A 22,538-nucleotide genomic window follows, 5' to 3' on the forward strand; every position below is an offset into this window, starting at 1 on the left:
TCATGCTTCCTTTCGCGCCTGCCACAGCGTGGTTTCGGGTTTATCGTTCGTTCGGACACAGCCCGGCCCGCGCTGTGCTTTGTGTGACCCTTTATGATGGCCGGTCATTTTATTCCGAGGGACGCGGCGTTTTCAGATATGCCCCGAAATGCGGCATCTGACGGCGATGGCGGATAAGAGGTGACAAAGCGTAACGCAACGCGTCAATTCCGTGATTCCAGCGATCCTCGATTTTGGGCAGGACGTCGCCTGTATGCGGGTCCGTCAGATAACTATATCGCCGGAATTCCTGTCCAATCTGCGGACAACGTGGATGGACGATGATCTGCCGAAACGCTTTGAGGCGGGCAATCCCGTCTTCGAGGCTGCCGGGCCATTTCTCGACACCGCGAATGCGGAAGCCACCCGCCCGCGCCATGTAGCTGATGGTTTCAGGCCGGGCGGAATCCGCTAAAATAGGCCATGTCCCCGCACCCGGGATGCGCAGAAACAATGCGGGAAGCGCATCAATTTCCGTTTTGACGCCATAAGCTTCGTGATCAACGTAAACGCAGTCATCCTGCACGAAACATCGAATCAGGACCGTTGGGTCCTGCGCGAAACCCCAGTCAGCGCCGAAATAAAATCGCGCATCGGGCGGCGTTTCGAACGCCTCGAAAATCATGCGATCATGGAAGATAACCGCCGCAGATTGCTGTCGGCATGCCCCTTCCCAGACATGCTCATAAAGTTGCGGATCATGCTTTAAAAGCCGCTGCCTCTCCCCCTCCAATGTCAGCGGAAACCAGGGATTATCACGCCAGTTCACCTGACAGATCAGCGCGTCATCATCATTTTTGAGACGTTGCGCGAGAAGATGGATCGGGTCTTCCGGGCGGTTGGGATTGTAAGTAACCCAGATTTCGGAGCCCGTCTTGCGGATGGTCGGGATCAATATGTCGAGCGAATTCTGGCTGATCGATTGACCTTCCTCCACCCAGCAAATATCGATCCCTTCCGTTGATTTGATGCCCTGAATGTTGCGCGCCAGGCCCTTGAATAAAAACTCCGCGCCGCTACGCGAGGTGATCCTGTCGCGTCGCACCGTAAACCACGCTGTCAAACCCAGGGCGGCAATCTGGTCTTCCAGCAGGCGCTGCACCGAATCATGCGTGGCGTTCTGATATTCACGCACGCACAGAATGCGCAGATTTCGTGACGCGGCCATGGCCACAAGGACGCGCGCGACCGTCCATGATTTGGAAGAACCACGTCCACCATACCAGATACGATAACGATAAGGGCGGGAGAAATCACCGAAGGCTGGCGGTATCTCAATCGCGCGTTCCATTGATGTAAGGCACGATTTTCAGAATAGGCACAGCCTCCGGCGCATCTTTTTCAATCGGTCGACGCGGCGCTGACCGGCCCAGGGCCCGGTTCAGAATTTCCCGGATGGCCGAAACTCGGGTCGCATCACTGTCACAGGCGCGCGCGATCTCAGCCAGTTGACACAAGGCTTCAGACGCGTAACGCCGCGCGAGCGCCTCGAAGGCGACAGGATCATCATCCGCCTTGAGCGTTTCAACGCGGTTTTTCATCCGGCCCGATCGACGCTGGGGGGAAGCGGCTTTGAGCGCAGTGCGGTCAGTCCTCTGAGGCGTCGCCGCGGCCTGCGCGCAGGATTTGACACTTATTTTGCGGGGGGTCGGTTTTTTGAGGGGCTTGTTTGTGACCCGTCCCGATGTTGGGCTGGCATTTTCGTCTAGAATTTTCGGCGTCGCGGATGACGGTTTTTTCTCCGTAACTCCCGGTCGTTTACGCTTTTTCGGCGCGGAAATATGTTGCTTCATCATCCCCTCTTCCGCGCTGAAAACGATGCTGTGCCCGTTTTTTCTGCCAGAGGCGCACAGGATGCGCCGACAGGGCGGCGCAATCGGGCGGCACCGGGAGTCTGAGGTCACCTCTCCTCAAGCAGAACGCTGATGATCATGATGGGCGGGGATGGCGTCAGCACATCCATGTGAACACGACGTGAGATTGATCAGCGTCGTGATGCATGGATGGAGAGACCCCGTTTACGCAGCTTTCATAGCTTGGCTGCATCCCCGCCCCCCCCTACACGCCCCATCACATTGAGCCCACATGTGACGTCCATGCTTCTGAGGACAATCACCGCGCTGGTAACTCTTTTTTCCCACCCTCAGCCCCCTGATGCATCGCGCCGCAGGGAAATCTGAAAGGAGCGTGCGCGTGACGCACGCAGCGCCCTCCTGTGTGCATGACGACACAGGCAGCAACCGGACAGTTACTCAACGTGACTGACTTGATCCTCGAGAAGCGTGACGCCACCCGTGAACGTGATGCGACACCCCCGGATGAGGGCGCGCAGCGCCATCGACCTTATTATTATTATTTGCCAATGACGGGCATGTCTCAAAAACTTTTGTAACGAATAAATGATGGCGTGCGCGGCATCAGTTGACCGCGCCCATGATAAAGAATCGGGATACGGACTGAATTACACGTCAAAAGAAACGTGCTGCACGCCAAACATTGGACTCGGCACAAAAGGTGATTCATTTGTCGACTGAATATTTCGCATTTCGCGATGATCTACTGGACACATAACGTCCATTGTTGTCGTAATCCTAGCATAGCTGCATGCGGCCTTCAATCTCCTTCTTTTTATTTTTGTGCTCCTCGTTATAAAAATCTCTTAATTGTTCAAGCACCAGCGCGATCTGCGCCGATGTCTTGCCCCGCGCCACGGTTGCGGAAAGATGGGGAAACAGGATTTTACCCATTTTCACGAAACTTAACTCTTCCACATAAACAAGCCGAAGGCGCAATTCAGCCGCCGCGCCCAAAGCGCGCCGCACATTGGCCACGCGCGCACAGGTCATGGCACGAAGGACATGCCACGAGACCGCGTCATGACGCGTCGCATTATTGACCGGCCATGGCTCCCGATATTCCACGTAGTCGAAGAAGGCGAATGTGTAGTCGCGAAACCAGCGCTCCCCCGCATCGGCGCAATCCTGATCAACATCGCCCGAATTGATGAGCGCCTGCACGGTCGTCAGGACACGTCGCGGCGCCCCGTGCGTGAACATTGTTTTTGTCAGGCGTTCCGGCGTTGGACCATTGCACGCAAACTCGTCAGTCGGGGCGGTGGGTTCGGGGCGGGTCATTTTTCTTGGCATTATATCCCTCATTATTGTTGTGGGTTTGTTGGTGAGTAGCCCGGGAACCTCTCGCCGCGGCGCCGATGATCCCGCCTGTTTCAGGCCGGACACGTCAAAAACGTCGCAACCGCCATCAGGAAAGAACCGGCAGGATCCCGCCAACGCGGCAGGATTCATCTGCGGACCGGAAAAAGCGCGTTTTGTGGCTCGAAAAGCGGGAGTGGAATGAGGAATTGCCCCCTGCCCGCCAACGTGTCATGAGGTGGGAAGCTGAAACATAACTTCGCATGTCTATGATCTGCTGCCCATGATGTCGCGACGGCCTGCCATAAAGCGACGCAACGGCATCTCATATAAGTGAGCTCCGCAGAGCGCCCCGACAATGATGATTAGCTCGAGTGATGTGACAAACATGAATGAACCCCATTGCCTGACCTGGCGCCACGGCAGCGACCCTCTGGACACCACGCAGCATGACGCGTGTAACATTAGCACCGCTAATATCCTGTGACAATCCTGACGACACATCCGTTGCGATGTTGAGGTGTTCCCCGAGCCATGCCGCCATCCTTGACTGACCTTAAACGCCCGCGCTCCGCGGATATGATCGCTTTCGGCAGAAGGCTGAAAAAACTGCGCATCAAACTTGGCATGACGCAATCACAGCTTGCCCTTCATCTTGGCGTCAGTGAAAACGCCATTGTGCAATATGAGACGGGGCGCTCCTTTCCCCGTCGGCCGCGCCTGCTGATTCTGGCCAAGGTTCTGGAAGTTGATCTGACATTTCTGCTTTCAGGCGCCACAACGGGTGAGGGGCAGGCCCGCAGCGATTTTGAGCTCGCGGCTTTGCGCCTTTTCAGGCTTATTCCCCATGCAGCGCAGCCGGATATGCTTGAAGCTATGCGACTTTACGCCCGCGCTTTTAAGTCGGAAACGAAATAACATCCGAGTTTCCGGTAAGGACGCTTAGCAAGTGGTTGAAGTTTAATATTAGTTCTGCTAATGTTTTTATGTCCTGAGAATAACAAAAAAGGCAGGTGACGGGATGCCCAAATCATCCACACTTATTAAGAGCCAGACGCGTCAGTCATTGCAGCGTCAAGTCTTTCATCGCGCATTTTCGGAGGTTGAACGTTGGGATACGGATTACACGGATCGGCCACGCGTGACGCTGGACTATCTTGAGTCCCTGGTTGACCAGGATGACGAGATGCGGGATTTCTCTGTCGCAGCGCTGATCCGCTGTCTGACACGCGCAGTCTGAAAAGGTCGGTCAACAACATCAGCTTGACGATGACTTCAGACTGAAGCAGCGCGTGGACGCCGTCCCGACGTCGCGCCCACGCCTTGCATCACTTCAAAACGCCCCAAAACCTGCCCGCCACCGCCTTGATCAGGATGCACCACCTGCTTTGGACATATGTGGCCTGATGGTAAAATAAAAGCGCGGCCGACGACTTGTCACGCCGGGACCCATCTAACGCGACCCGACTGACTGTCGCCCGGCGCGGCGACGCATCTCTGCGCCGCCTTTGTAAATCAGCTATTGGCGATGACCGGCATATTGACCAGTGCTTTGCCCGTAAATTGACGATGCTCAAGGTCATTCAAGAATGCCGGCAACGCGTCAAAACTACGCGTCACCATCTCTTCCGGATGGAGAGACTGCTCCGCCAGGCAAGCCAGCAGGCGCTCCCCTGCTTTGGTCAGATCATGCCAGTCCGCATCATCACCATACATATGCAGGCCGTTGATCGTCACTTCATGCAGGGATGTCGCACGCGTGAAAATCGGGTCCGGCCAGGTGTCCAGGCGGCCGAGAATGCAGACAATATGCCCGTTCGCCTTCATGGCCGGGGCCAGATTGACGGCGTAATCAGCACCGACTGTATCGATGACGGCGTAATATTGATTTCTCAGTTCCTCCGCGAAGTGATCATCCGACACGGCGGTACCGGGGAGGCAATGCTGGGCGCCCAATGCGCGCAGACGCTCCCAATGACGCTCATGGCACATGACGGTCACGGCAAAACCGCGATCAGCAGCAAGTTGGACGAGATAATTCCCAACCGCACCCCCGGCGCCTGAAATCAGGAGCTTCGCGCCGACGCGGCTGGGCAGCTTGGAGAGGGCCTGCCACGCGGTAAGAGCGGGGCATGGCATACTGGCCGCCGTGCCGAAATCCAGCGCATCCGGCATCACCATCAATGCGCGGCCCTGAACGGGCGTATATTCGGCGAAGCTGCCGGGGCGGATAAGATTTTGATGATAGGCAACGCGGCGTCCGACCCAGGCCGGATCAAGTTTCGCACCGACTTCCACGACGATTCCGGCGCCATCAACGCCTGGGATATGGCCGGGCTTCATGGGCGCAATGCGCTCACCAAGGGCTTTCCAGTCAACCGGGTTCAGTCCGGCCACGTAATTGCGCACGAGGACTTCATCATCCGCAAGCTTGGGGCGGGACACATGCCGCATTTCCAGCGCGAGCGCCGATGTCCCGTCAACCCAGCACCAGGCGCGATATTCCGCCGGAACTTCATGTTCTGTCATCTTACCTATCCTTTATCCATGCAGATTGACGCCTTGACGGGGATGTTGGATCGGGTCGCCGTGCGGGGCATCCTGCCCCACCGATGCGCGGGGCAAGCGCCCGTCTCACGGTCCAAAAGGACCGCTGCGAAGCGCACCCGCGAAAACATCATGAGAGCTACGGGGCGCGATCTCCGCTCAGATTTGCACTTTGATCACGAAAGGTCGGGCGCCGACCGCGTGTTTTTCCACCGTGACACATGACGCATTTCGACCCGCTTGTGAAGCTGAAAATAAAAATATGTTTATGGTTTGTTAAACTTCATCGCTTCGTCCGACGCCCTCTTCAGGCATCAGACGGGGGGCTTCAGGCGACGTTGCGCCCGGCGGCAGATGCGCAGCGTGCCGGGGTGATCAGGCTGCGCGGTGCGCCATGACTGGCAAAGGGTTATAACGAATGCAGGGTTGTCCTTCCCCGCATCATTGAGCCAGTTCGCAACTGAATCCTGAACATATTTATGTGTTTCCGTCTGCAAAGGGTTCAGCAATGGCAGGATCGGTGAGGGGTCACGCCGCAAAGCCGGGATATGCCGGGTCCAGACACCGCGCGGCCGCAGGACTTCAATGGCGAAACGCCGGATATTCGGGTCCGTGTCACGCACCCAGGGCGTGAGCGTATCGATCGCCTCCGCAAGGCGCGCGGCGAGCGCGGGGCGGACGGCCATCCACGCCCACTCCCGCACTCCGAAATGCCGATCCGCCGCGAAAGGCCGGATGGCGCGACAAAGTTCGCTGGCATTCTGCCGCGCTTCTTCATGGAGGGCTTCGATCGTCGCATAGGCCGCAAAACCACGGATTGTGTCACTCGCGTGAGACTGTAAGGCACGGATCTCCCCCTCCGAATGAAGCGACCCGAGCAGCGCCCCGGCGCGCCGCATGCGCGCAACAAATCCCTGATTTTGGAGATCCAACGCAGAAATCTCTTCCGGCGGGAGACCAAGGCGCCGGAGAAGTCGCGCCATGTCGATCGCCAGCATGTCCGCCAGATGGCGCGTTTCGGCCGTCCCTTCCTGAAGTGCGGCAAGATGTGCGGGTGGGATGTTCATCGACATAAAAAACCTTCCCCGAACCGGATATTCTTACCGCAGAGAGACGGGACAGCGAGTCGCAACGCCTCAACATCATTTTACCATGATGCGCCGCCATGGCGATTCCCTGCCCGGCTGACGACGGCCCGGGCGGCAAAATCGACTGTCCCCCTCAAATCCCCATATCCCACTTTCATGTGGCGAGACTGAAATCGTCCGTTTTCTTCGCCGCCGGATCAGTATATCTTCAAGAAATTGTAAGAAGGAATAATCATTTGCTACAATCGAGAGACATACCACAAGAAAACGTGCGGCAGATTTTTGCCCGAAGATTGCGTGCGGAGAGAGATGCACGTGCCATTACACAGAAGCAGATTTGCGAGAGGACGGGTCTCGGCCAGCCATTTATTTCAAATGTTGAGAGAGGCAAAATCACCATCAGTCTCGATAATGCCGGAAAAGTGGCCGCGGCCCTCGGCCTGCCACTGCATAAGCTTCTCGAACCCTGTGGTCATGGGAGAGGCGGCTGATGATGATATTGTCGGCCCGGGCGTCACGCCCGGGCTTTGATAAAAGTGATGCGGGGCTCTCTGACGTCAGCGCGCTCAGATAGGCCGCATCATGTCTCAAAAAACGGTATTGACCGCAAATTGGGGGGCGACATTCATGTTGGTATTATGCCCGGCGACATAAATGGCGCAGCCAGCAATGATGCCGAAACGCGGCGACCAGCTGAACTCCATCGCGGGCGCAACCTGCCAGTCTGATGAGGAGGCACCTTTTGTGTTGACGGTCCTGCCATTGCCATCGACACCGCGCACGCGGGCGCCATTAGCCCAGTCACGTGCGAAATCCATCGCCATGACCCAGCGTTGGCTGAGGCCATATTCAAGCGAAAATCCCGCCTGTCCATTAATACCCGGTCGGCCCCACCCGCGAAATCCGCGCTCCGTCCCATAAGATGAAATATCGACGAGCCGCGCTGAACTGATCGCCCGACGGAAATTCCCCCAGGCACGCACGCGGAAATTATGTCCATTCGGAAAAATGAACGTCGATTGCTGCACGATCGCGGTGCGGAACACCCAGGCCCCGCCCCCGACGCCATCCGTCGCGCGCCCGAGATGCGCGTAATCCCCGGTCGGGGCCAACACACCGGCAAAGACGGCGACGGTCGGCACGTAATGCTCCGGGTGGGGTTTGACGACCGTCAGAATGGCATCAAGCGGCAGATCATTGAATTTGATGCCGCTTGTGGTCGGGCCGTGATCTTTCCAACCATAGGACATGGCGGGAAATGTCTGAAGGCTCAGGCGGTCCGTCACGCCATATTTGAACATGGTGCTGCTGGTGACCGTGCGCTGATGAGCCGGCAAAGGCAGACGAACCCCATCGGCACGGAAGAACCCTGCCGGCTCGGTGTAAGTCATGTAGGGCTCGACCCCGAGAATACCGGCTTTTGGCTGGGCGCCGGACGGTGAGACGAGTGAACCCGTGTACCATTGCTCATAATGATGTGAGGGCAAACCGCCCTCCGCTTTGACAAGAGGCATGTCGAGCAGCATGACGAGAACAGCGAGCAGGGCAATTTGCAGGGATTTCATCAGACGAAAATCTCTCATCATCGATTTTTCATTCACCAAAGGGGAACCCAACTCGATTGCGGGTTAACAGATTTGACATTGTTAATGTTAAAGTTTGACGTGCATCAAGCCCGTAACCCTGTTTTTCTGGCATAGTGGTTCATGACGTGGGAACTGTTGCAATTTCGATACAAATATAAATGTGAGATTAAAGTACAGATGCGGTGAGACCGACATGATGGCGTCTTCGGCCTTTCCTGCTCACGCCGCATGATATCGCGGTGATCTTTCCATGACCGGAATCTGGCAGAAAACGTAAAAGGGGCTTTAACTTCCGTCCGGCGAGGCGGAAAAATCGCCGTCCGGTCAGTGAGATCGAACATAAAAGCGCATATTTCGCTAAAAAACCTGTTCGGAATGTTGTGGAAAGGGGTTAGAATGGCTCAAGCAATTCAAATATCTCACATTTTGGAACAGGGCGCGCCGACACAAATTCATTTCGCCCCATTTTAATCCAGGAAAGACAGGTATCGGACCGATGTCTCGCTCAGATTGTCATCCTTCGGAAAAGCGCGCCCATCCGCGCCCGACCATTGCCACCCTGGCCGTCACCCTGCGGGATGACAGCGTGCTCCTCGTCCGGCGCAACAACACGTCGGAGGCCGCAAGATGGGGCCTTCCCGGTGGGGAAGTCAATTGGGGCGAGACCATACTTGATGCGGCACAGCGAGAAATGTCGGAGGAATCGGGCCTGACGACCCGGCCACGCCACGCTTTTTCAGCGCATGAAATTATCGAAACTGACGATGCGGGTAACCCCAGCCGCCATATCATTTTCATCGCCGTGCTTTGCGCCTGGGTTGATGGGCAGCCCGGCGGCGGCGATGATGCACATGAGGCGCGCTGGTTCCGGCTGGAGGATCTCGCGAATCCGGGCCTGAATCTCAATGCGAATGTCGTTGAAATCGTCCGTCAGGCCGCCGCCTTTCATCACGACCACGCTTTGGGCGGTTCCATGACTGTCGGCGCCTGAGCGACCAACTTTTCCCGGTAAAAAGAGTCGCGAGAAAAAGAGCGAGAAGCGTCCGGGAATGTGAGTCCCCCCTCGCCCCGTGCCACGCTGAAACAAGGTCACGACGCGACCTGCAATTTCTGCCTGAGACTGACATCGCTTCAACATGGCTTTCCCACCATGACGGACGTTGCCCGGCCGTTTGACGGCCATCATTTGACGCCGCACCGCCTTCGGACAAAAATGCGCGTGGGGACATCAAGCTCTCAATGCTGAGCTTTTTTAAGAAATTGGAAGGTGGGACGGTTTGATATCACGAACGCCCATTTCGAATCTCCTGACCATCGCGGGCACGGACCCCACGGGCGGGGCTGGTATTCAGGCGGATCTCAAAACATTCTCCGCGCTTGGTGCATATGGCATGTCCGTCATCACCGCTGTGGTGGCGCAAAATACGCGCGGCGTTAGCGCTGTTACCCCGATGACGCCGGACTGTGTCGCCGCCCAGATCGACGCCGTGTTTGATGATGTGCGGGTGGATGCTGTCAAAATCGGCATGTTGCATGAAGAGGGCATTATCAAATCTGTCGCCTCACGCCTGCGCCATTATCGGCCTGACATCATTGTCCTTGACCCTGTCATGATGGCAAAAAGCGGTGACCCTCTGCTTGACCCGAACGCGATCAGCGCTCTCAAAACATATTTACTCCCTCTCGCGACGCTTGTGACGCCCAACCTGCCGGAAGCGGCCGCTTTACTGGGTGCGTCAGTGGCACAATTCGATGATGAAGTCCGGGCGCAATTGCATGATTTCTCGAAGCTCGGCGCGCGCGCCACTCTGCTTAAAGGTGGTCACAGCCATAATGTCACTGAAAGCACGGATTGGCTGCACGACATGTCGCGCGCCGAGGATGAACCGATTGCCTTCACCTCTCCACGCATCGACACGCATTGCGACCATGGCACAGGTTGCACGCTTTCCGCAGCCATCGCGGCGCTCTTGCCGCAGCATGATCTGATCTCTTCCATTCGCCGCGCTAAAACCTATCTCGATGGCGCTCTGGCTGCGGCCCAGGCGCTTTCAGTGGGCCAGGGACATGGCCCCCTGCATCATTTCCATGCAATGTGGCCGACCCATCCGGCAGCACGCTGAGACAGATTTTACCTTCAAAGATGGGCGCGACCTGATATTGCGCCTGCACAGAATCTCAAGCCACCCTGCCCCGAAGGAAAAAACGCCGCTCGATGGACGCGTCCTGAATACTGGACATGCAAGCGCGCGCAACAACTTTGAAAAGGTTGGAAAATCGCGGCGCGCGTAAGACATTTAAAATAAGTTTTCCAACTAAATCCGGGCAAGCTATTCCCGCGCACTTTATAATGCGCCCCTCACGCAACGAAAAAAAAATAAGACGGATGTGATTGATGTTAAGAAAAGCAACGTCAGCGATGCTGCTAATGGCAAGCTGTGCGACCAATGCGCACGCTATCACACCTTCAGGTGGATGGAAACTTCAGGAAAAGACCATTGGCGCAAAAGATTACTCAATGCGCATAGATGTCGACCCCGGAGAAAAATACAATCTTCCCGGCATGGCGCCCTCATCCGTCTATTGGGCACAGTATGTCACCTTTAACGAGCGAGAAGAGCAATACAAAAGCAGAACCGGCTAACTCGGACTGATGCGCGGTGATGGCGTCAAACGCGCCATCGCGTCCATCTGGGGCGGGCTCGACGCAAAAGCGGGCGCCATTCCCGTGGTGAAATGCAATGAGTTCGGCGCCTGCGTCAGCATCAACGGACCGTACAATTGGAAGGTCGGGCATAATTATCGCTTCCGCATGGAGAAGAGCGCGCGAACGCCGTCCGACGCACAGGGCGTTTGGTGGGAGTACACGCTTGCCGATCTAACGACAGGCACAGTCGCTATCCTCGGGGAACTGAAATCCCCCCTATGGGGCGGGCTCCGCAATGATAACGGCGTTTTCCTGGAATATTTTCAAGGGCCTTGGGATTGTAGGACGCTTCGCCATGCGCGCGTGACGATGGGACAGATCAGAGGGAATTATGGTGAGGCTAGTGCGTTGGCCTCCTCAAACGGGGATGCCTATGGTGATCCGCATAGCTGCGCACGGGAAAACATCCTCCCGGGCATGGTCCCCAATGATTATGAGTCGTCATCCTGGAATGTCAATGGCACGTTAACGTTACTCGCAGACCAGTTCCTGGGCCTTCATCAATGGGGGAAATATGAGAGCAATGCCAGAAAAGGCATGATGTTTGTCAAGGACGTCAAGGCGACGGAGCCCTATATTTTCGAAGCTTTGCATAACGGCAAGTACGGGCCTTTCCCGGTAGAGGGGCAGGATAATAAGGATTGGAAGTCGATCGGTGCTGGCTACCCGATCATCAATGACCTCCGTCTGCGCGACCAGCGCGTCCATGAGTGGAATGAAAGAAAAAATGACGACGTCAAGATAGGCGATTACTTCATTTATCATAATCCTTATAATGGAGATACTGAGTATTTCCGGATCAAGAGCAAGAATGCCTGGTATTACCCGACTGACAAATCGGATAATGACGGTTGGCAGTATGTTGGTCGGATGCCGAAAAAGAGCGACGTGCTCTGGTCCCACGTTCCGGAACATTTACGCGATGCGAAAAACCCGGTCGGGAAGAAAGGCTGGGTCTATAAAGACACGGCGCGCGGCGATTATTACATCCTCCGAAATGACGGGCAGTACGGCAATTTCCCTGCCGCGACAAAGGATAATCAATGGTGGCAATATCTCGGTAAAGCCCTGTAAAATCTGACCCGGGTAACGCCATGAGGTACGGAGGGGGCCGCATGTCCGCGCCAGACACACTCTGTTTCGCCAGAGGCGCGCGGCCCCCTTTACCTTCAGTTGAAAAGCCGTCTTCATGATGAGACGCGCGTCAAATAATTTCAGAAACGGATCTGATCAATGATAAGGAAAGCGACGTCAGCTTTGCTGCTGATGGCAAGCTGCGCCATCAATGCGCACGCCATCGTTCCGTCGGGCGGCTGGACCCTTCAAGACGAAACACCTTTATCGAAAGATTTCGCGATGCGGATCGACGTTGATCCGGGAGAGAAATCCGGCTCGTTCTTCGACATCCCTTCAAATGCGTTCTGGGGGGAAGAAATCATCTTCAAGGAGGCGCGCGGCGGACATCTCGGACTTTCAAGAGAGAATGGCGAGAAATTCGCCACCATCGGCATTTGGGGCGCGCTTGAAGCGAAACCGGCCTCGCTTCTCTTCACCCATTGTGACGACACGGATCAATGTATCGGGCTGAGTGGGTCTTACGATTGGCGGGTCGGGCATAATTACCGCTTCCGTGTCGAGAAAAGCCCGCGCACGACATCCGACGATACAGGCGTCTGGTGGCAGGTCACCCTGGCAGATCTGTCATCCGGGACAATCTCACTCCTCGGTGAGATCAAAACCGTCAAGACAGACGGTATCGAACGTTTCAGCAATGCTTTCCTCCAATATCCGGAGGTCTCGGGAGCGACGGAGGATTGCACAGCTCACCGGCATACACTTGCCACCTTAGGCCAGACCAGAGGCGCGTGGGGTGTCGCAGGCGCTCTCGACTCCTCGAACGGCATGTCCTATGGCAAGCCGGATGTCTGTAACCTGACCACCCGCCTCCCGGGTATGACGCCGAAAGATTACAGCTCCGCCTCGTGGGAGGAGAATGACGCTGTGACGTTGCTCGGCAATAATTTCATGGGCATTCATCAATGGGGTGATTTCGGGAAACAGGCCAAAAAAGGCATGTTGTTCGTCAAGGACCTTTCCGAGGAGGAACCTTACATTTTTGAAGCTCTGGGTGATGGCGAATATGACATCTTCCCGAGAGAGGGACGCGATAATGGTCAATGGAAGTCTCTCGGTAAGGGCTACCCGATCATGAATGATCTCTTCTCCCGGCAACAGCGCCTTCGGGAATGGAGCGAGCGTAACGATGATGAAACATCGATCGGCGATTACTTCATTTACCATAACCCGTATTTTGACGAGACTGAGTATTTCAGGCTGACAAAAAAAGATGCGGGAGAATTCCCGATCGATAAGTCAGATAATGATCATTGGCACTATGTCGGACGCTATCCGAAGAAGAATGATGCGCTCTCCTCACGCCTGACCGTGCATTTTCAGGATGAGAATGACAGAAAAGGTAAAAAAGGATGGCTCTATTTCGACATGTCGTCGGACGGCTTTTACATTCTGCGTAAAGATGGCGCGTATGGGGCCTTCCCTGAAATAGCGGGTGATAATGAGTGGTGGCAATATATCGGCCATCATTCCTGATCGGCGAAAATGGGGTTCGGTCACGCAACGGGGCCGGGTCCTGATGCAGTCATTGTGGCCCCGCCCTTCAAGATGGTCATGCCATGAACTTCAATCTTTGATGACGGTCTCCCGTCGAAAGATGGCCATAGCCCAGCCCGTCAAAACCGTCAGCCACACCCTCAACAATCAATAATAAACGGACAGAACAATCATGAAAAAGGTGACGTCGGCCTTGCTCCTCATGGCAAGCTGTGCCGGAACTGCCGGGGCCGCGACCCCGACAGGCAATTGGACGCTGCGAGATTTTGCCGGCTATGCAAAAGATTACGCGCTCAGGATCGATGTTGACCCTGGAGAAAACTATTTAACGGAAAACCCGTCCCCCTCTTCCGTCTTCTGGCCGGAATTTATCAATTTCATTGAACCGGCGGAATATAAAAAAAGCCGCTATGGTTATCTTGGCCTGATGCGCGGAAATGGTATGAAATTTGCCATCGTGACCGTTTGGGGCGGGCTTGACGCCAAAGGCGGCACCCTGCACACGTCAAAATGCTTCGATGAAAATCCATGCGTCAGCATTAAAGGCCATTATGACTGGAAGGTCGGGCATAATTATCGCTTCCGCATGCAGAAGAACGCAAGTCTCGCATCGGACACAGCAGGCGAATGGTGGCAGTTCACGCTGGCCGACCTGACAATGGGGACGGTCTCCGTACTCGGCAGCCTCAAATTGCCTTATTGGGGCGGGATCAGCCCCTCAAACCAGGCCCACCAAACCTACATGGATGGCTCTTTTGACTGCGCATCCATGCGTCATGCGCGCGTGACGATGGGTCAGATAAGGGCCAATTATAATGGCTCCAACGTTCTGAAATCATCAAGTGCCGCGACGACGGGTGAGGCCGATCTTTGCGCGACGGAGAACATCCTTCCCGGAATGAGCGTGAAAGATTACGGAACCGCCGCATCAAATGATGGCGGCACATTCACTTTTATGGGGGATAATTTCCGCGGTCTCCATCAATGGGGCCAGTTTGAGAGCAAAGCCCGAAAAGACATGATGTTCGTCAAGGATCTTTCCGAGCCGGAACCTTATATTTTTGAGGCGCGGCATGATGGCAAATACGGTCCCCTACCCTTAGAGGGTGAGGATAACGATGATTGGAAGTCGATCGGTGTCGGCTACCCGATCATCAACGACCTCCGTCTGCGTCATCAACGTGTCCGGGAATATAGTGAGCGCAATAATCCTGATGTCCATATCGGGGATTATTTCATCTACCGAAATAACTATAATGGAGACACTGAATATTTTCAGCTCAAGATGAAACGGGGAACAAATTTCCCGATCGATAAAAAAGATGATGCTTTCTGGCGGTATGTCGGTCGCTACCCCAAGAAAAGCGACAAATTATGGTCTTTTCTGCCCGTGCATGAGCGTGACTCCGAACATCCGACGGGAAAGAAGGGATGGCTTTATAAAAGCGCACTCGGTGCACTTTATGTCCTGCGCCAGGATGGGGAATATGGAGAATTTCCCTATCTGATGGAAAATAATAAATGGTGGGAGTTTGTCGGTTTCTCTCCCTGAAAAAGCTTCTGCAAATCCGGCCCTGGTCGTGGCCCGCCTTCATCGGGACAGAACCGGCAACGCACGTGGATGCGTATGGAAAGCGCGGGCGTCGCTCACGGGCGGCCTGATTGCAGCGTGGCCGGGAGGGTCTGAGCGCTTCAGAACCGTCTGCCCCTTGAGGCCATCGCCCGCCATCACAGCACCCGCCAGCGTTCAGCAACCGGTTTCGGGCCATGATGCGTATAGAGGCTCATGCTGCGCTGTAATGACATGATAATAAGGCAAAGAAAGCAGACCTGAACAATGTTGAAGAAAATAACGGCGACAATGCTGCTTATGGCAGGCTGCGCGATCCATGCGCACGCCATTACACCTTCAGGTGGGTGGGCGCTTAAAGAAAAAACCATTGAGGCAAAAGATTACTCACTGCGCATCGATGTCGACCCTGGGGAAAAATATAACCTCCCCGGCATGGCGCCCTCCTCCGTTTACTGGGCGCAATATGTCGCCTTCAATCATGCGGATGGGGGCTATCTCGGCCTGATGCGTGGCGACGGCGTCAAGCGCGCCATCGTGTCCATCTGGGGCGGGCTTGACGCAAAAGGCGGCGTCATTCCTGTCGTGAAATGTGATGAGTCCGGACCTTGCGTCAGCATTAACGGACCGTTCGATTGGAAAGTCGGGCATAATTATCGTTTCCGTATGGAAAAAAGCGCCCGCACGCCGTCCGACGAGACAGGTGACTGGTGGCAATTCACCCTGGCGGACCTTACAACACGGAAACTCTACCTGCTCGGTGAATTGAAAACCAAAAAATCAGGCGGTATCCGGAACTGGAATCGCGTTTTTCTGGAATATTTTTACGGCCCCTATGATTGCGCGACATTGCGTCACGCGCGCGTGACGATGGGGCAGATCAAGGGCAATTACGGAAATGCCAGCGACCTGGCTTCGTCCGATGGGCGGTCTTATGGTGACCCCGATATTTGCGCAAAGGATAATATCCTGCCCGGCATGACGGCGACTGATTACGGCTCCGCATCATGGGACACGCGAGGCACGCTGTCCCTGGTGGGAGATCAGTTCAGAGGCCTCCACCAATGGGGCAAATATGATAACACCGCCAAAAAAGACATGATGTTTGTTAGAGACGTCACGTCGACGGAGCCCTATATTTTTGAAGCCTTGCATGATGGCAAATACGGCCCCTTCCCGGAAAAAGGAGAGGATAATGATGATTGGAGATCCGTCGGGGTCGGCTATCCCATCATCAACGACCTTCGTATCCAGAAAAAGAGGGTGCATGAATGGAAAGAAAGGTATCGTCTCGATATCAAAATCGGCGACTACTTCATTTTTCATAACCCGATAAATCACGATACGGAATATTTCACGATCAAACGCAGATACCCTAACAGCTTCCCCACCGATAAAGCGGATAATGATGATTGGGCCTATATTGGCCGCTACCCGAAACAGGATGAGGCGCTCTCACCGCATTTGAGCCCTCGCATACGGCATTACCATGATCAGCTTTACAAAAATGGCTGGCTTTTTCGGGATGACGACAATCAGGCACTTTACATCGTCAAGGATGAAAACGGTTTGATGAGTTTCCCGGATAAACCGGGAGATAATGCGTGGTGGACATTCATCGGATATCACGAATAAGCGCGCCTGAAGGTTGACGCGATCATCACGTTAGCGGTTCAAGCGCAGCAACGTCCCAAGCGTGAATGATCGCGTCACCTAACGACAATCGGATGACATCCTCCGTGCTTCTCCATCGTTTCAACCGGGAGGATGGCAGACCGCTTCCCCCGCCGAGGGACGTGGGTTCGTGACAAGTTGCGAACCCATGCAGGGCGGCGCCAAGCGATGGACATCCGCCTTAAGCCGCATTATCAGCCTATGGTGAGACGCCGGTAATCCGCGATGGACTGCGCGTAAAGCCGCAACTCTTCCGTCACTTTTTCAGGCGTGAGGACGGAGATCGGGACGCCGATGCCACTCACCCCGGTATTCAGCACGTCAGCAATATGCGGCACATCTGTGCCGCCCAGGGCGACAACCGGCATTCGGCATCGATCAACGAAGGCTTTGAGACCGCTGCACCCGATCGGCGTCACCCAATCCGGCATACCTGCCGTTTCATAAACCGGACCCGTCCCGATAAAATCGATTAATTCCGGGTCGGCAGAAGCGGCTTCCGCGGCATTGAACGTCGTCAGGCCGATCAAGGCTTTTTCCCCCAATCGGCGTCGCGCTTCCGGGATAAGCTTGGCCCGGGTGCGAAACTGGACCCCGCTCGCGCCAATTGCCAGCGCCGCATCAAGGGATTCATTGACGATCAGAGGGATTTGGCGCTCATCCAGAACGGATTTCAAGGCGAGCCCAGCGGTGATCATGCGCGCCGTGTCGTTGGTTTCTTCCCGAAGCTGTATGGCGGTCGCCCCGCCATCAATAGCCTCCTGCGCGGCGGAGACCACCCTGCTGAGTGTCAAAACGGGAAGATCAAGCCCCACATATAGCGAAAAATCGCATTTCCTCACCACATTTCGCCCCTTGCTTGTTGCTATCCCGTTAAGACAGGGACGTTATCGCATGTTTCGAAACAATTTACCGTCACTTTCAGGATGCGCGCTCCTGACATCATAAACTGCCCTGACTTGTACAATAACGCAAGTGTACGTCAGATTGAGGGTAGGAAACACGCCTTAGAACGCGCATCCAGGCATCAAGCTCAGACGAAAATGAGATGAACATCGTCCCTGACTGCCTGAACGTCCTGCGCGTTGAAAATGAGGACCGCATTTTACTAGAAGTCTATATTGATTTATCGGGACAGGTTTGCGCCATCACCTGTTTGCTTCGCTTAGTTTATGTTCAGAGAGGCATAAAATCGGCCCGGCCTCCCTCACTGAAAGGGTGCCGGGCTTCACAAGGCTTGCGACCTTTAAACGTCAGTCAAATGACCCGTTCTGCACCATATAGAGGTCGCCATTTTCCTGATAGCGCGCGGCCATGGAGGCCAGCCCCTCTTTCTGGGCGTCGGCGCGAATATCGTGGGAAATCCGCATGGAGCAGAATTTCGGCCCGCACATGGAGCAGAAATGCGCCAGCTTATGCGCATCTTTCGGGAGGGTCTGGTCATGGAAATCACGTGCCGTCTCCGGGTCGAGGGAAAGATTGAACTGATCCTCCCATCGGAACTCGAAGCGCGCGCGTGAGACGGCGTCATCCCGCATCTGTGCCGCGGGGTGCCCCTTCGCCAAATCCGCTGCATGGGCCGCCAGTTTATAGGTGATGACGCCCGTTTTGACATCCTGACGATCCGGCAATCCGAGATGCTCTTTCGGGGTGACGTAACACAGCACGGCCGTCCCAAACCAACCGATCATCGCCGCGCCGATCGCGGAGGTGATATGATCATATCCCGGCGCGATATCGGTTGTGAGAGGGCCCAATGTGTAAAAAGGTGCTTCATCACAAATGGCGAGCTGCTTCGTCATATTCTCCCGGATTTTATGCATGGGGACGTGGCCCGGCCCCTCGACCATCACCTGACAATCTTTTGCGGCGGCGATTTTTGCGAGTTCCCCCAACGTCTCAAGCTCAGCGAATTGCGCGGCGTCATTGGCGTCGGCAATTGCGCCCGGGCGCAACCCGTCGCCCAGTGAGAAGCTGACGTCATAGGCACGGGCGATCTCGCAGATCTCCTCAAAATGCGTGTAAAGGAAGCTCTCACAATGATGATGCAGGCACCATTTCGCCATGATCGACCCGCCGCGTGAAACGATCCCCGCGATGCGTGGCACGGTCAGCGGGATGTGATGCAGCCGGAGACCCGCATGAATCGTCATATAATCGACGCCCTGCTCCGCCTGTTCCAGCAATGTGTCGCGATAGACGTCCCAGGAGAGATCTTCCGCCACACCATTCACTTTTTCCAGCGCCTGATAAAGCGGCACGGTGCCGATGGGCACCGGGGAATTTCGGATGATCCATTCCCGGATATTATGGATATTCCGCCCGGTCGAGAGATCCATCACCGTATCCGCCCCCCAACGCGTGGCCCAGACCATTTTATCGACCTCCTCCTCCATGGAGGAGGCAATGGCGGAATTACCGATATTCGCATTGATTTTGACGAGGAAATTGCGGCCGATAATCATTGGTTCCGCTTCCGGGTGATTGATATTGGCCGGGATGATCGCCCGCCCACACGCAATTTCGTCACGCACAAATTCAGGCGTGATGACATCCGGGATGGCGGCGCCGAAATTCTGCGCCGCGCGTGCTGCACCTGCCTCCGGCATTGCACCTTCCATCTTCTGCCGCCCGAGATTTTCCCGGATCGCGACGAATTCCATCTCCGGCGTGATGATCCCGGCCCGCGCATAGGCCCGTTGCGTCACGGCCCGACCGTTTCGCGCCCGTAAAGGCCGGTTGATCACCGGGAAAGAAGGTGTGAGCTGCGCCCCTTTGGCGAAACCATTATCCGCCGCCTGCACGATACGGCCATCATAAGATTCGACGTCGCCACGCTTGATGACCCAGTCCGTTCGGAAGCGCGGAAGCCCGGATTTGATATCGATCCTTGCTTCAGGATCCGTGTAAGGGCCGGACGTATCATAGACCCGCAAAGGGGGTTCCCCCGCTGTCGGGTGCACTTCAATCTCCCGCATGGGCACGTTGATCTGCGCATGGCGCGTACCCGCGACATAGATGCGCCGTGACGCAGGCAATGGCCCGGTCGAAAGCGGTTGGGAATTGCTGAATTTCTCGGATGAAGCCTTGGCGTCATCAGCCACGATGGCGGCATTTTCAAGGGTTGCGTGCGCGTCTTGTTGGGTCATGGATCGTCCACCTATCGCTTGAGATATGGTCTGGACCCAGTTGCGTGACGATGGGGGATGGATGAGGACACGCGCCTAACGCGGCACCCCTCATGCAGTAACCTTCCCTACGCCAGTATAAACTGGATCAGGTTCAACGGGTCACTGCGCTGCGTCACGGCGTAGCAGTTTCTCAGCCCCTTGTCAGAGCTCCCCCGGTCTTGCCCGCGAGTGTGCGGTTGGACGGGGCGGTTGTCAAATGGTTTAAAGGGTTGCGGAACGGCCGCAAAATAATGTATATACAAAGTATCTACTATTGGGAGATATGTCATGCGATCAGTCGTGCGGAAATGGGGCAATAGTGCCGCGATACGCCTGCCCGCGCACCTGCTTGAGTCCACGGGCCTCCTCATCAATCAAACGGTGGATGTTTTGAGGGAGGACGGGCGCATTATTATACAGGCTGCCCAGCCAGAACCATTATCCCTCAACAATCTCGTTGACGCGATCACGGAAGATAATCGTCACGATGAGGCGGATTTCGGCCCCGGGATTGATAAAGAGGTTTGGTAATGGCCGCATGGGTGCCGGATTGCGGCGACATTGTGTGGCTCGCCTTTGACCCTCAGGCGGGACGGGAACAATCAGGCCGCCGCCCAGCCATCGTGCTATCACCCGCCAGCTATAATGGGAAGGCTGGCATGATTTTATGTTGTCCCACAACGACGAAAATCAAATCCTACCCTTTTGAAGTCCCGCTAAAGGGGGCGCCAGCCAGCGTGGCGCTGGCCGATCAGATCCGCAGCCTCGATTGGCGCGCCCGACGCGCAAAACTGAAAGGCCGCGTGTCACATGAGGAACTTGAGGCGATCCGGGAGCGTGTGCGGCTACTCGTAGGTTAATCGCGCGGTGACTTATCTGACGGGATGAGGAAGCAAATCCTCACGATACACGCTGACGCGTAGCAATCCGATGATCTGCCTGAATATTGTCAGCGTGATTTGTGAAGATGAAGCTGGGATGACGAACAGCAAAAAACAACGCTGTAAAGCGCCCGCACCCGACCATCATGTCCTGAGAAACTGGAGCGGGCGATGGGATTCGAACCCACGACCCCAACCTTGGCAAGGTTGTGCTCTACCCCTGAGCTACGCCCGCACTCCGTGGGAATGGTGAATAAGTGATGTTGCCCGCGCTTGCAAGAGCTGAAAGCGAAAATTCTGCGTGATTCGCCCACCAGCACCGTCCCGGAGCCTTGACGTTACCTTTGCGACACGCGGCGCAAGGCTTCCTGAAGCTGGAAAATCGTAAGTGGCGCGTCGGAGAGATCAATCATGGCATAACGCAACCCGCGCATGGCGGAGAGGAGGTAGAAGCAGTTGCGCAGATGAGGCTGCCCGTCCAGTTGGCGGTTCAGTTCCAGCACGGCTGTGCCGGGCCGGGCAAAGGCGAGATTGGCCAGGCCCGCCCCATGGGGCGCGATGATGAGTTCCGCCCCGCGGAAAAGCGCGATCTGCGTTGATACATCCATATCATCAAGACTGACCGTCGCGATTTCGTGCGCCGCCAGCACAATGTCAATCACCGTCTGGTCCTGCGCGGAAATACGCTGATCAGCCGATTGCGCACGGGAGATAAAAAACCGCTTTGGCAGAAAAGCGGCGCGCGGCGTTGTGAAGCGGTCAAATTCCGCCTGCACCTGCGGGACACGCAGATAAAGCTCCGGCATTTTGGGTGTGTGCCACATAAAATAAAGTCGCCGCACCGGGTAGATCCCCTGAGAAACCGGCGTCACATGAGGGAGCAACCCCGAAACACGCAATGTCTCATGATGATAGCCGCGTGGCAGGACAGGGCGATGGGGTTCGAGGCAGGCTTCCGCATCCGGCAGCAAGATCGGTGTGGCGCGCGGCAGAAAGGGTCGCGCCACGCAGCTTTTGGAAATCGCATAGAGCAGCCAGTGATAATGGTTGGACGTGCTGCGATCAAACCCGGCAAAAGCGTGGCTGAAAGCTGCATGACGCGGAAATGTCGGGAAGGCCATGCCAGGGCAAGTCAGTTCCCTCTGACGGAAACAGGAGGGCTCTTCCACGATCTCACAATTTTCCGTCAGGATCACCCCGTTAAGTTGTGGCGCGATGACGAGAAAAGCATTTTGCAACATATAGAGGGAAAGGGTCAGCGGGGAAAAACATATATTCCCCGCCGCCGCGTCTCGTCGCGCGTGATAAGGTAAAAGGCCCCGGTCAAAATTGTCGAAATTCTGTCCGGGAAATGCTTCAACAGGTGCCGGGAGAGATGTTTCAGGAAGGACAACGATATCCCTGCGTTCAAGTGAGAGCGTATCGACAGATTTCGCTTCTCCAAATTGCATGGTTCTGCAACCTCCCCGTGAAATGACCGCGTCACCCTCCCT

General features: G+C 55.6%; 21 protein-coding genes, 1 tRNA gene and 1 riboswitch. Of the genes, 12 read left to right on the forward strand and 10 right to left on the reverse strand.

The window, feature by feature from the left end; all coding sequences use genetic code 11:
• Positions 1-109: 109 nt before the first annotated feature.
• The 3 genes from N5W20_RS06895 to N5W20_RS06905 all read right to left on the reverse strand — a co-directional run bounded on the left by N5W20_RS06895 (position 110) and on the right by N5W20_RS06905 (position 3,185).
• Positions 110-1,330 (reverse strand): PBSX family phage terminase large subunit, encoded by a 1,221-nt coding sequence (locus N5W20_RS06895; protein ID WP_319806424.1) that lies wholly within the window; start codon positions 1,328-1,330, stop codon positions 110-112.
• A complete protein-coding gene (locus N5W20_RS06900) occupies positions 1,314-1,943 on the reverse strand; it encodes a hypothetical protein (RefSeq protein WP_319806425.1) in 630 nt (209 codons plus the stop codon). Before N5W20_RS06900 ends, N5W20_RS06895 begins: the two co-directional genes overlap by 17 nt.
• Before the next feature lie 687 nt (positions 1,944-2,630).
• A complete protein-coding gene (locus N5W20_RS06905; RefSeq protein ID WP_319806426.1) occupies positions 2,631-3,185 on the reverse strand; it encodes a hypothetical protein in 555 nt (184 codons plus the stop codon).
• Between the two features lie 540 nt (positions 3,186-3,725).
• Here N5W20_RS06905 and N5W20_RS06910 point away from each other — a divergent pair.
• Together N5W20_RS06910 and N5W20_RS06915 are read left to right on the forward strand one after the other, a co-directional pair.
• Positions 3,726-4,109 carry a helix-turn-helix domain-containing protein gene (locus tag N5W20_RS06910; RefSeq protein ID WP_319806427.1) on the forward strand — a complete coding sequence of 128 codons (384 nt, stop codon included), beginning with the start codon at positions 3,726-3,728 and terminating at the stop codon, positions 4,107-4,109.
• A gap of 103 nt (positions 4,110-4,212) precedes the next feature.
• The gene (locus tag N5W20_RS06915) at positions 4,213-4,431 is read left to right on the forward strand and encodes a hypothetical protein (RefSeq protein ID WP_319806428.1); all 219 of its coding nucleotides are present in this window, start codon (positions 4,213-4,215) and stop codon (positions 4,429-4,431) included.
• Positions 4,432-4,706: 275 nt separating this feature from the next.
• On the opposite strand, the gene N5W20_RS06920 is transcribed toward N5W20_RS06915, so the two are convergent.
• Positions 4,707-5,720: a zinc-binding dehydrogenase gene (locus N5W20_RS06920; protein WP_319806429.1), complete on the reverse strand. Its 1,014-nt coding sequence runs from the start codon at positions 5,718-5,720 to the stop codon at positions 4,707-4,709.
• A 332-nt stretch (positions 5,721-6,052) separates the two neighbouring features.
• The gene (locus N5W20_RS06925; protein ID WP_319806430.1) at positions 6,053-6,811 is read right to left on the reverse strand and encodes a DNA alkylation repair protein; all 759 of its coding nucleotides are present in this window, start codon (positions 6,809-6,811) and stop codon (positions 6,053-6,055) included.
• A 284-nt stretch (positions 6,812-7,095) separates the two neighbouring features.
• Here N5W20_RS06925 and N5W20_RS06930 point away from each other — a divergent pair, with 284 nt between their 5' ends.
• Positions 7,096-7,317 (forward strand): helix-turn-helix domain-containing protein, encoded by a 222-nt coding sequence (locus tag N5W20_RS06930; RefSeq protein ID WP_319806431.1) that lies wholly within the window; start codon positions 7,096-7,098, stop codon positions 7,315-7,317.
• A gap of 96 nt (positions 7,318-7,413) precedes the next feature.
• Here N5W20_RS06930 and N5W20_RS06935 read toward each other — a convergent pair whose 3' ends face one another.
• The gene (locus tag N5W20_RS06935; protein ID WP_319806432.1) at positions 7,414-8,391 is read right to left on the reverse strand and encodes a hypothetical protein; all 978 of its coding nucleotides are present in this window, start codon (positions 8,389-8,391) and stop codon (positions 7,414-7,416) included.
• Between the two features lie 517 nt (positions 8,392-8,908).
• Here N5W20_RS06935 and N5W20_RS06940 point away from each other — a divergent pair.
• From N5W20_RS06940 to N5W20_RS06970, 7 genes are all read left to right on the forward strand, one after another.
• Entirely contained in the window at positions 8,909-9,403 is a 495-nt protein-coding gene (locus tag N5W20_RS06940; protein ID WP_319806433.1) for an NUDIX hydrolase, read from the forward strand.
• 286 nt (positions 9,404-9,689) lie between these two features.
• Complete coding sequence (gene thiD, locus N5W20_RS06945; RefSeq protein ID WP_319806434.1) at positions 9,690-10,535, forward strand: bifunctional hydroxymethylpyrimidine kinase/phosphomethylpyrimidine kinase; 846 nt, start codon at positions 9,690-9,692, stop codon at positions 10,533-10,535.
• Positions 10,536-10,807: 272 nt separating this feature from the next.
• Positions 10,808-11,056, forward strand: coding sequence for a hypothetical protein (locus N5W20_RS06950; RefSeq protein ID WP_319806435.1), 249 nt, complete (start codon positions 10,808-10,810; stop codon positions 11,054-11,056).
• A 9-nt stretch (positions 11,057-11,065) separates the two neighbouring features.
• Positions 11,066-12,193, forward strand: a complete 1,128-nt coding sequence (locus N5W20_RS06955; protein ID WP_319806436.1) for a hypothetical protein — start codon at positions 11,066-11,068, stop codon at positions 12,191-12,193.
• 159 nt (positions 12,194-12,352) lie between these two features.
• Positions 12,353-13,729, forward strand: coding sequence for a hypothetical protein (locus tag N5W20_RS06960; RefSeq protein WP_319806437.1), 1,377 nt, complete (start codon positions 12,353-12,355; stop codon positions 13,727-13,729).
• 193 nt (positions 13,730-13,922) lie between these two features.
• The gene (locus N5W20_RS06965) at positions 13,923-15,302 is read left to right on the forward strand and encodes a hypothetical protein (protein WP_319806438.1); all 1,380 of its coding nucleotides are present in this window, start codon (positions 13,923-13,925) and stop codon (positions 15,300-15,302) included.
• A 285-nt stretch (positions 15,303-15,587) separates the two neighbouring features.
• On the forward strand, positions 15,588-16,955 hold the full coding sequence (locus tag N5W20_RS06970) for a hypothetical protein (RefSeq protein ID WP_319806439.1): 1,368 nt from the start codon (positions 15,588-15,590) through the stop codon (positions 16,953-16,955).
• Positions 16,956-17,188: 233 nt separating this feature from the next.
• On the opposite strand, the gene N5W20_RS06975 is transcribed toward N5W20_RS06970, so the two are convergent.
• Both N5W20_RS06975 and thiC read right to left on the reverse strand, forming a co-directional pair.
• Positions 17,189-17,839 carry a thiamine phosphate synthase gene (locus N5W20_RS06975; protein WP_319806440.1) on the reverse strand — a complete coding sequence of 217 codons (651 nt, stop codon included), beginning with the start codon at positions 17,837-17,839 and terminating at the stop codon, positions 17,189-17,191.
• A 408-nt stretch (positions 17,840-18,247) separates the two neighbouring features.
• Positions 18,248-20,143, reverse strand: a complete 1,896-nt coding sequence (gene thiC / locus N5W20_RS06980) for a phosphomethylpyrimidine synthase ThiC (protein WP_319806441.1) — start codon at positions 20,141-20,143, stop codon at positions 18,248-18,250.
• Between the two features lie 86 nt (positions 20,144-20,229).
• Positions 20,230-20,349: riboswitch (TPP riboswitch) on the reverse strand.
• A 103-nt stretch (positions 20,350-20,452) separates the two neighbouring features.
• Between thiC and N5W20_RS06985 the strand changes: the two genes are divergently transcribed.
• Positions 20,453-20,695 carry an AbrB/MazE/SpoVT family DNA-binding domain-containing protein gene (locus tag N5W20_RS06985; RefSeq protein ID WP_319806442.1) on the forward strand — a complete coding sequence of 81 codons (243 nt, stop codon included), beginning with the start codon at positions 20,453-20,455 and terminating at the stop codon, positions 20,693-20,695.
• The gene (mazF, locus tag N5W20_RS06990) at positions 20,695-21,024 is read left to right on the forward strand and encodes an endoribonuclease MazF (RefSeq protein ID WP_319806443.1); all 330 of its coding nucleotides are present in this window, start codon (positions 20,695-20,697) and stop codon (positions 21,022-21,024) included. The genes N5W20_RS06985 and mazF overlap by 1 nt, the downstream gene beginning before the upstream one ends.
• A 181-nt stretch (positions 21,025-21,205) precedes the next feature.
• Here the strand turns inward: mazF and N5W20_RS06995 are convergent.
• Positions 21,206-21,280 (reverse strand) — tRNA-Gly (locus N5W20_RS06995).
• A 103-nt stretch (positions 21,281-21,383) separates the two neighbouring features.
• Positions 21,384-22,496, reverse strand: a complete 1,113-nt coding sequence (locus tag N5W20_RS07000) for a glycosyltransferase family 61 protein (protein ID WP_319806444.1) — start codon at positions 22,494-22,496, stop codon at positions 21,384-21,386.
• Positions 22,497-22,538 lie beyond the last annotated feature (42 nt).

Origin of the sequence: Candidatus Kirkpatrickella diaphorinae, from assembly GCF_025736875.1 — a bacterium.
GTDB classification, from domain to species: Bacteria; Pseudomonadota; Alphaproteobacteria; order Acetobacterales; family Acetobacteraceae; genus Sorlinia; species Sorlinia diaphorinae.

Coding starts and splice junctions, on each gene's coding strand:
- N5W20_RS06935 (WP_319806432.1), bottom strand. CDS start 8,391: ATGAAATCCCTGCAAATTGCCCTGCTCGCTGTTCTCGTCATGCTGCTC.
- N5W20_RS06905 (WP_319806426.1), bottom strand. CDS start 3,185: ATGCCAAGAAAAATGACCCGCCCCGAACCCACCGCCCCGACTGACGAG.
- N5W20_RS06965 (WP_319806438.1), top strand. CDS start 13,923: ATGAAAAAGGTGACGTCGGCCTTGCTCCTCATGGCAAGCTGTGCCGGA.
- N5W20_RS06960 (WP_319806437.1), top strand. CDS start 12,353: ATGATAAGGAAAGCGACGTCAGCTTTGCTGCTGATGGCAAGCTGCGCC.
- N5W20_RS06910 (WP_319806427.1), top strand. CDS start 3,726: ATGCCGCCATCCTTGACTGACCTTAAACGCCCGCGCTCCGCGGATATG.
- N5W20_RS06955 (WP_319806436.1), top strand. CDS start 11,066: ATGCGCGGTGATGGCGTCAAACGCGCCATCGCGTCCATCTGGGGCGGG.
- N5W20_RS06925 (WP_319806430.1), bottom strand. CDS start 6,811: ATGTCGATGAACATCCCACCCGCACATCTTGCCGCACTTCAGGAAGGG.
- thiC (WP_319806441.1), bottom strand. CDS start 20,143: ATGACCCAACAAGACGCGCACGCAACCCTTGAAAATGCCGCCATCGTG.
- mazF (WP_319806443.1), top strand. CDS start 20,695: ATGGCCGCATGGGTGCCGGATTGCGGCGACATTGTGTGGCTCGCCTTT.
- N5W20_RS06950 (WP_319806435.1), top strand. CDS start 10,808: ATGTTAAGAAAAGCAACGTCAGCGATGCTGCTAATGGCAAGCTGTGCG.
- N5W20_RS06940 (WP_319806433.1), top strand. CDS start 8,909: ATGTCTCGCTCAGATTGTCATCCTTCGGAAAAGCGCGCCCATCCGCGC.
- N5W20_RS06970 (WP_319806439.1), top strand. CDS start 15,588: ATGTTGAAGAAAATAACGGCGACAATGCTGCTTATGGCAGGCTGCGCG.
- N5W20_RS07000 (WP_319806444.1), bottom strand. CDS start 22,496: ATGCAATTTGGAGAAGCGAAATCTGTCGATACGCTCTCACTTGAACGC.
- N5W20_RS06920 (WP_319806429.1), bottom strand. CDS start 5,720: ATGACAGAACATGAAGTTCCGGCGGAATATCGCGCCTGGTGCTGGGTT.
- N5W20_RS06985 (WP_319806442.1), top strand. CDS start 20,453: ATGCGATCAGTCGTGCGGAAATGGGGCAATAGTGCCGCGATACGCCTG.
- N5W20_RS06915 (WP_319806428.1), top strand. CDS start 4,213: ATGCCCAAATCATCCACACTTATTAAGAGCCAGACGCGTCAGTCATTG.
- N5W20_RS06895 (WP_319806424.1), bottom strand. CDS start 1,330: ATGGAACGCGCGATTGAGATACCGCCAGCCTTCGGTGATTTCTCCCGC.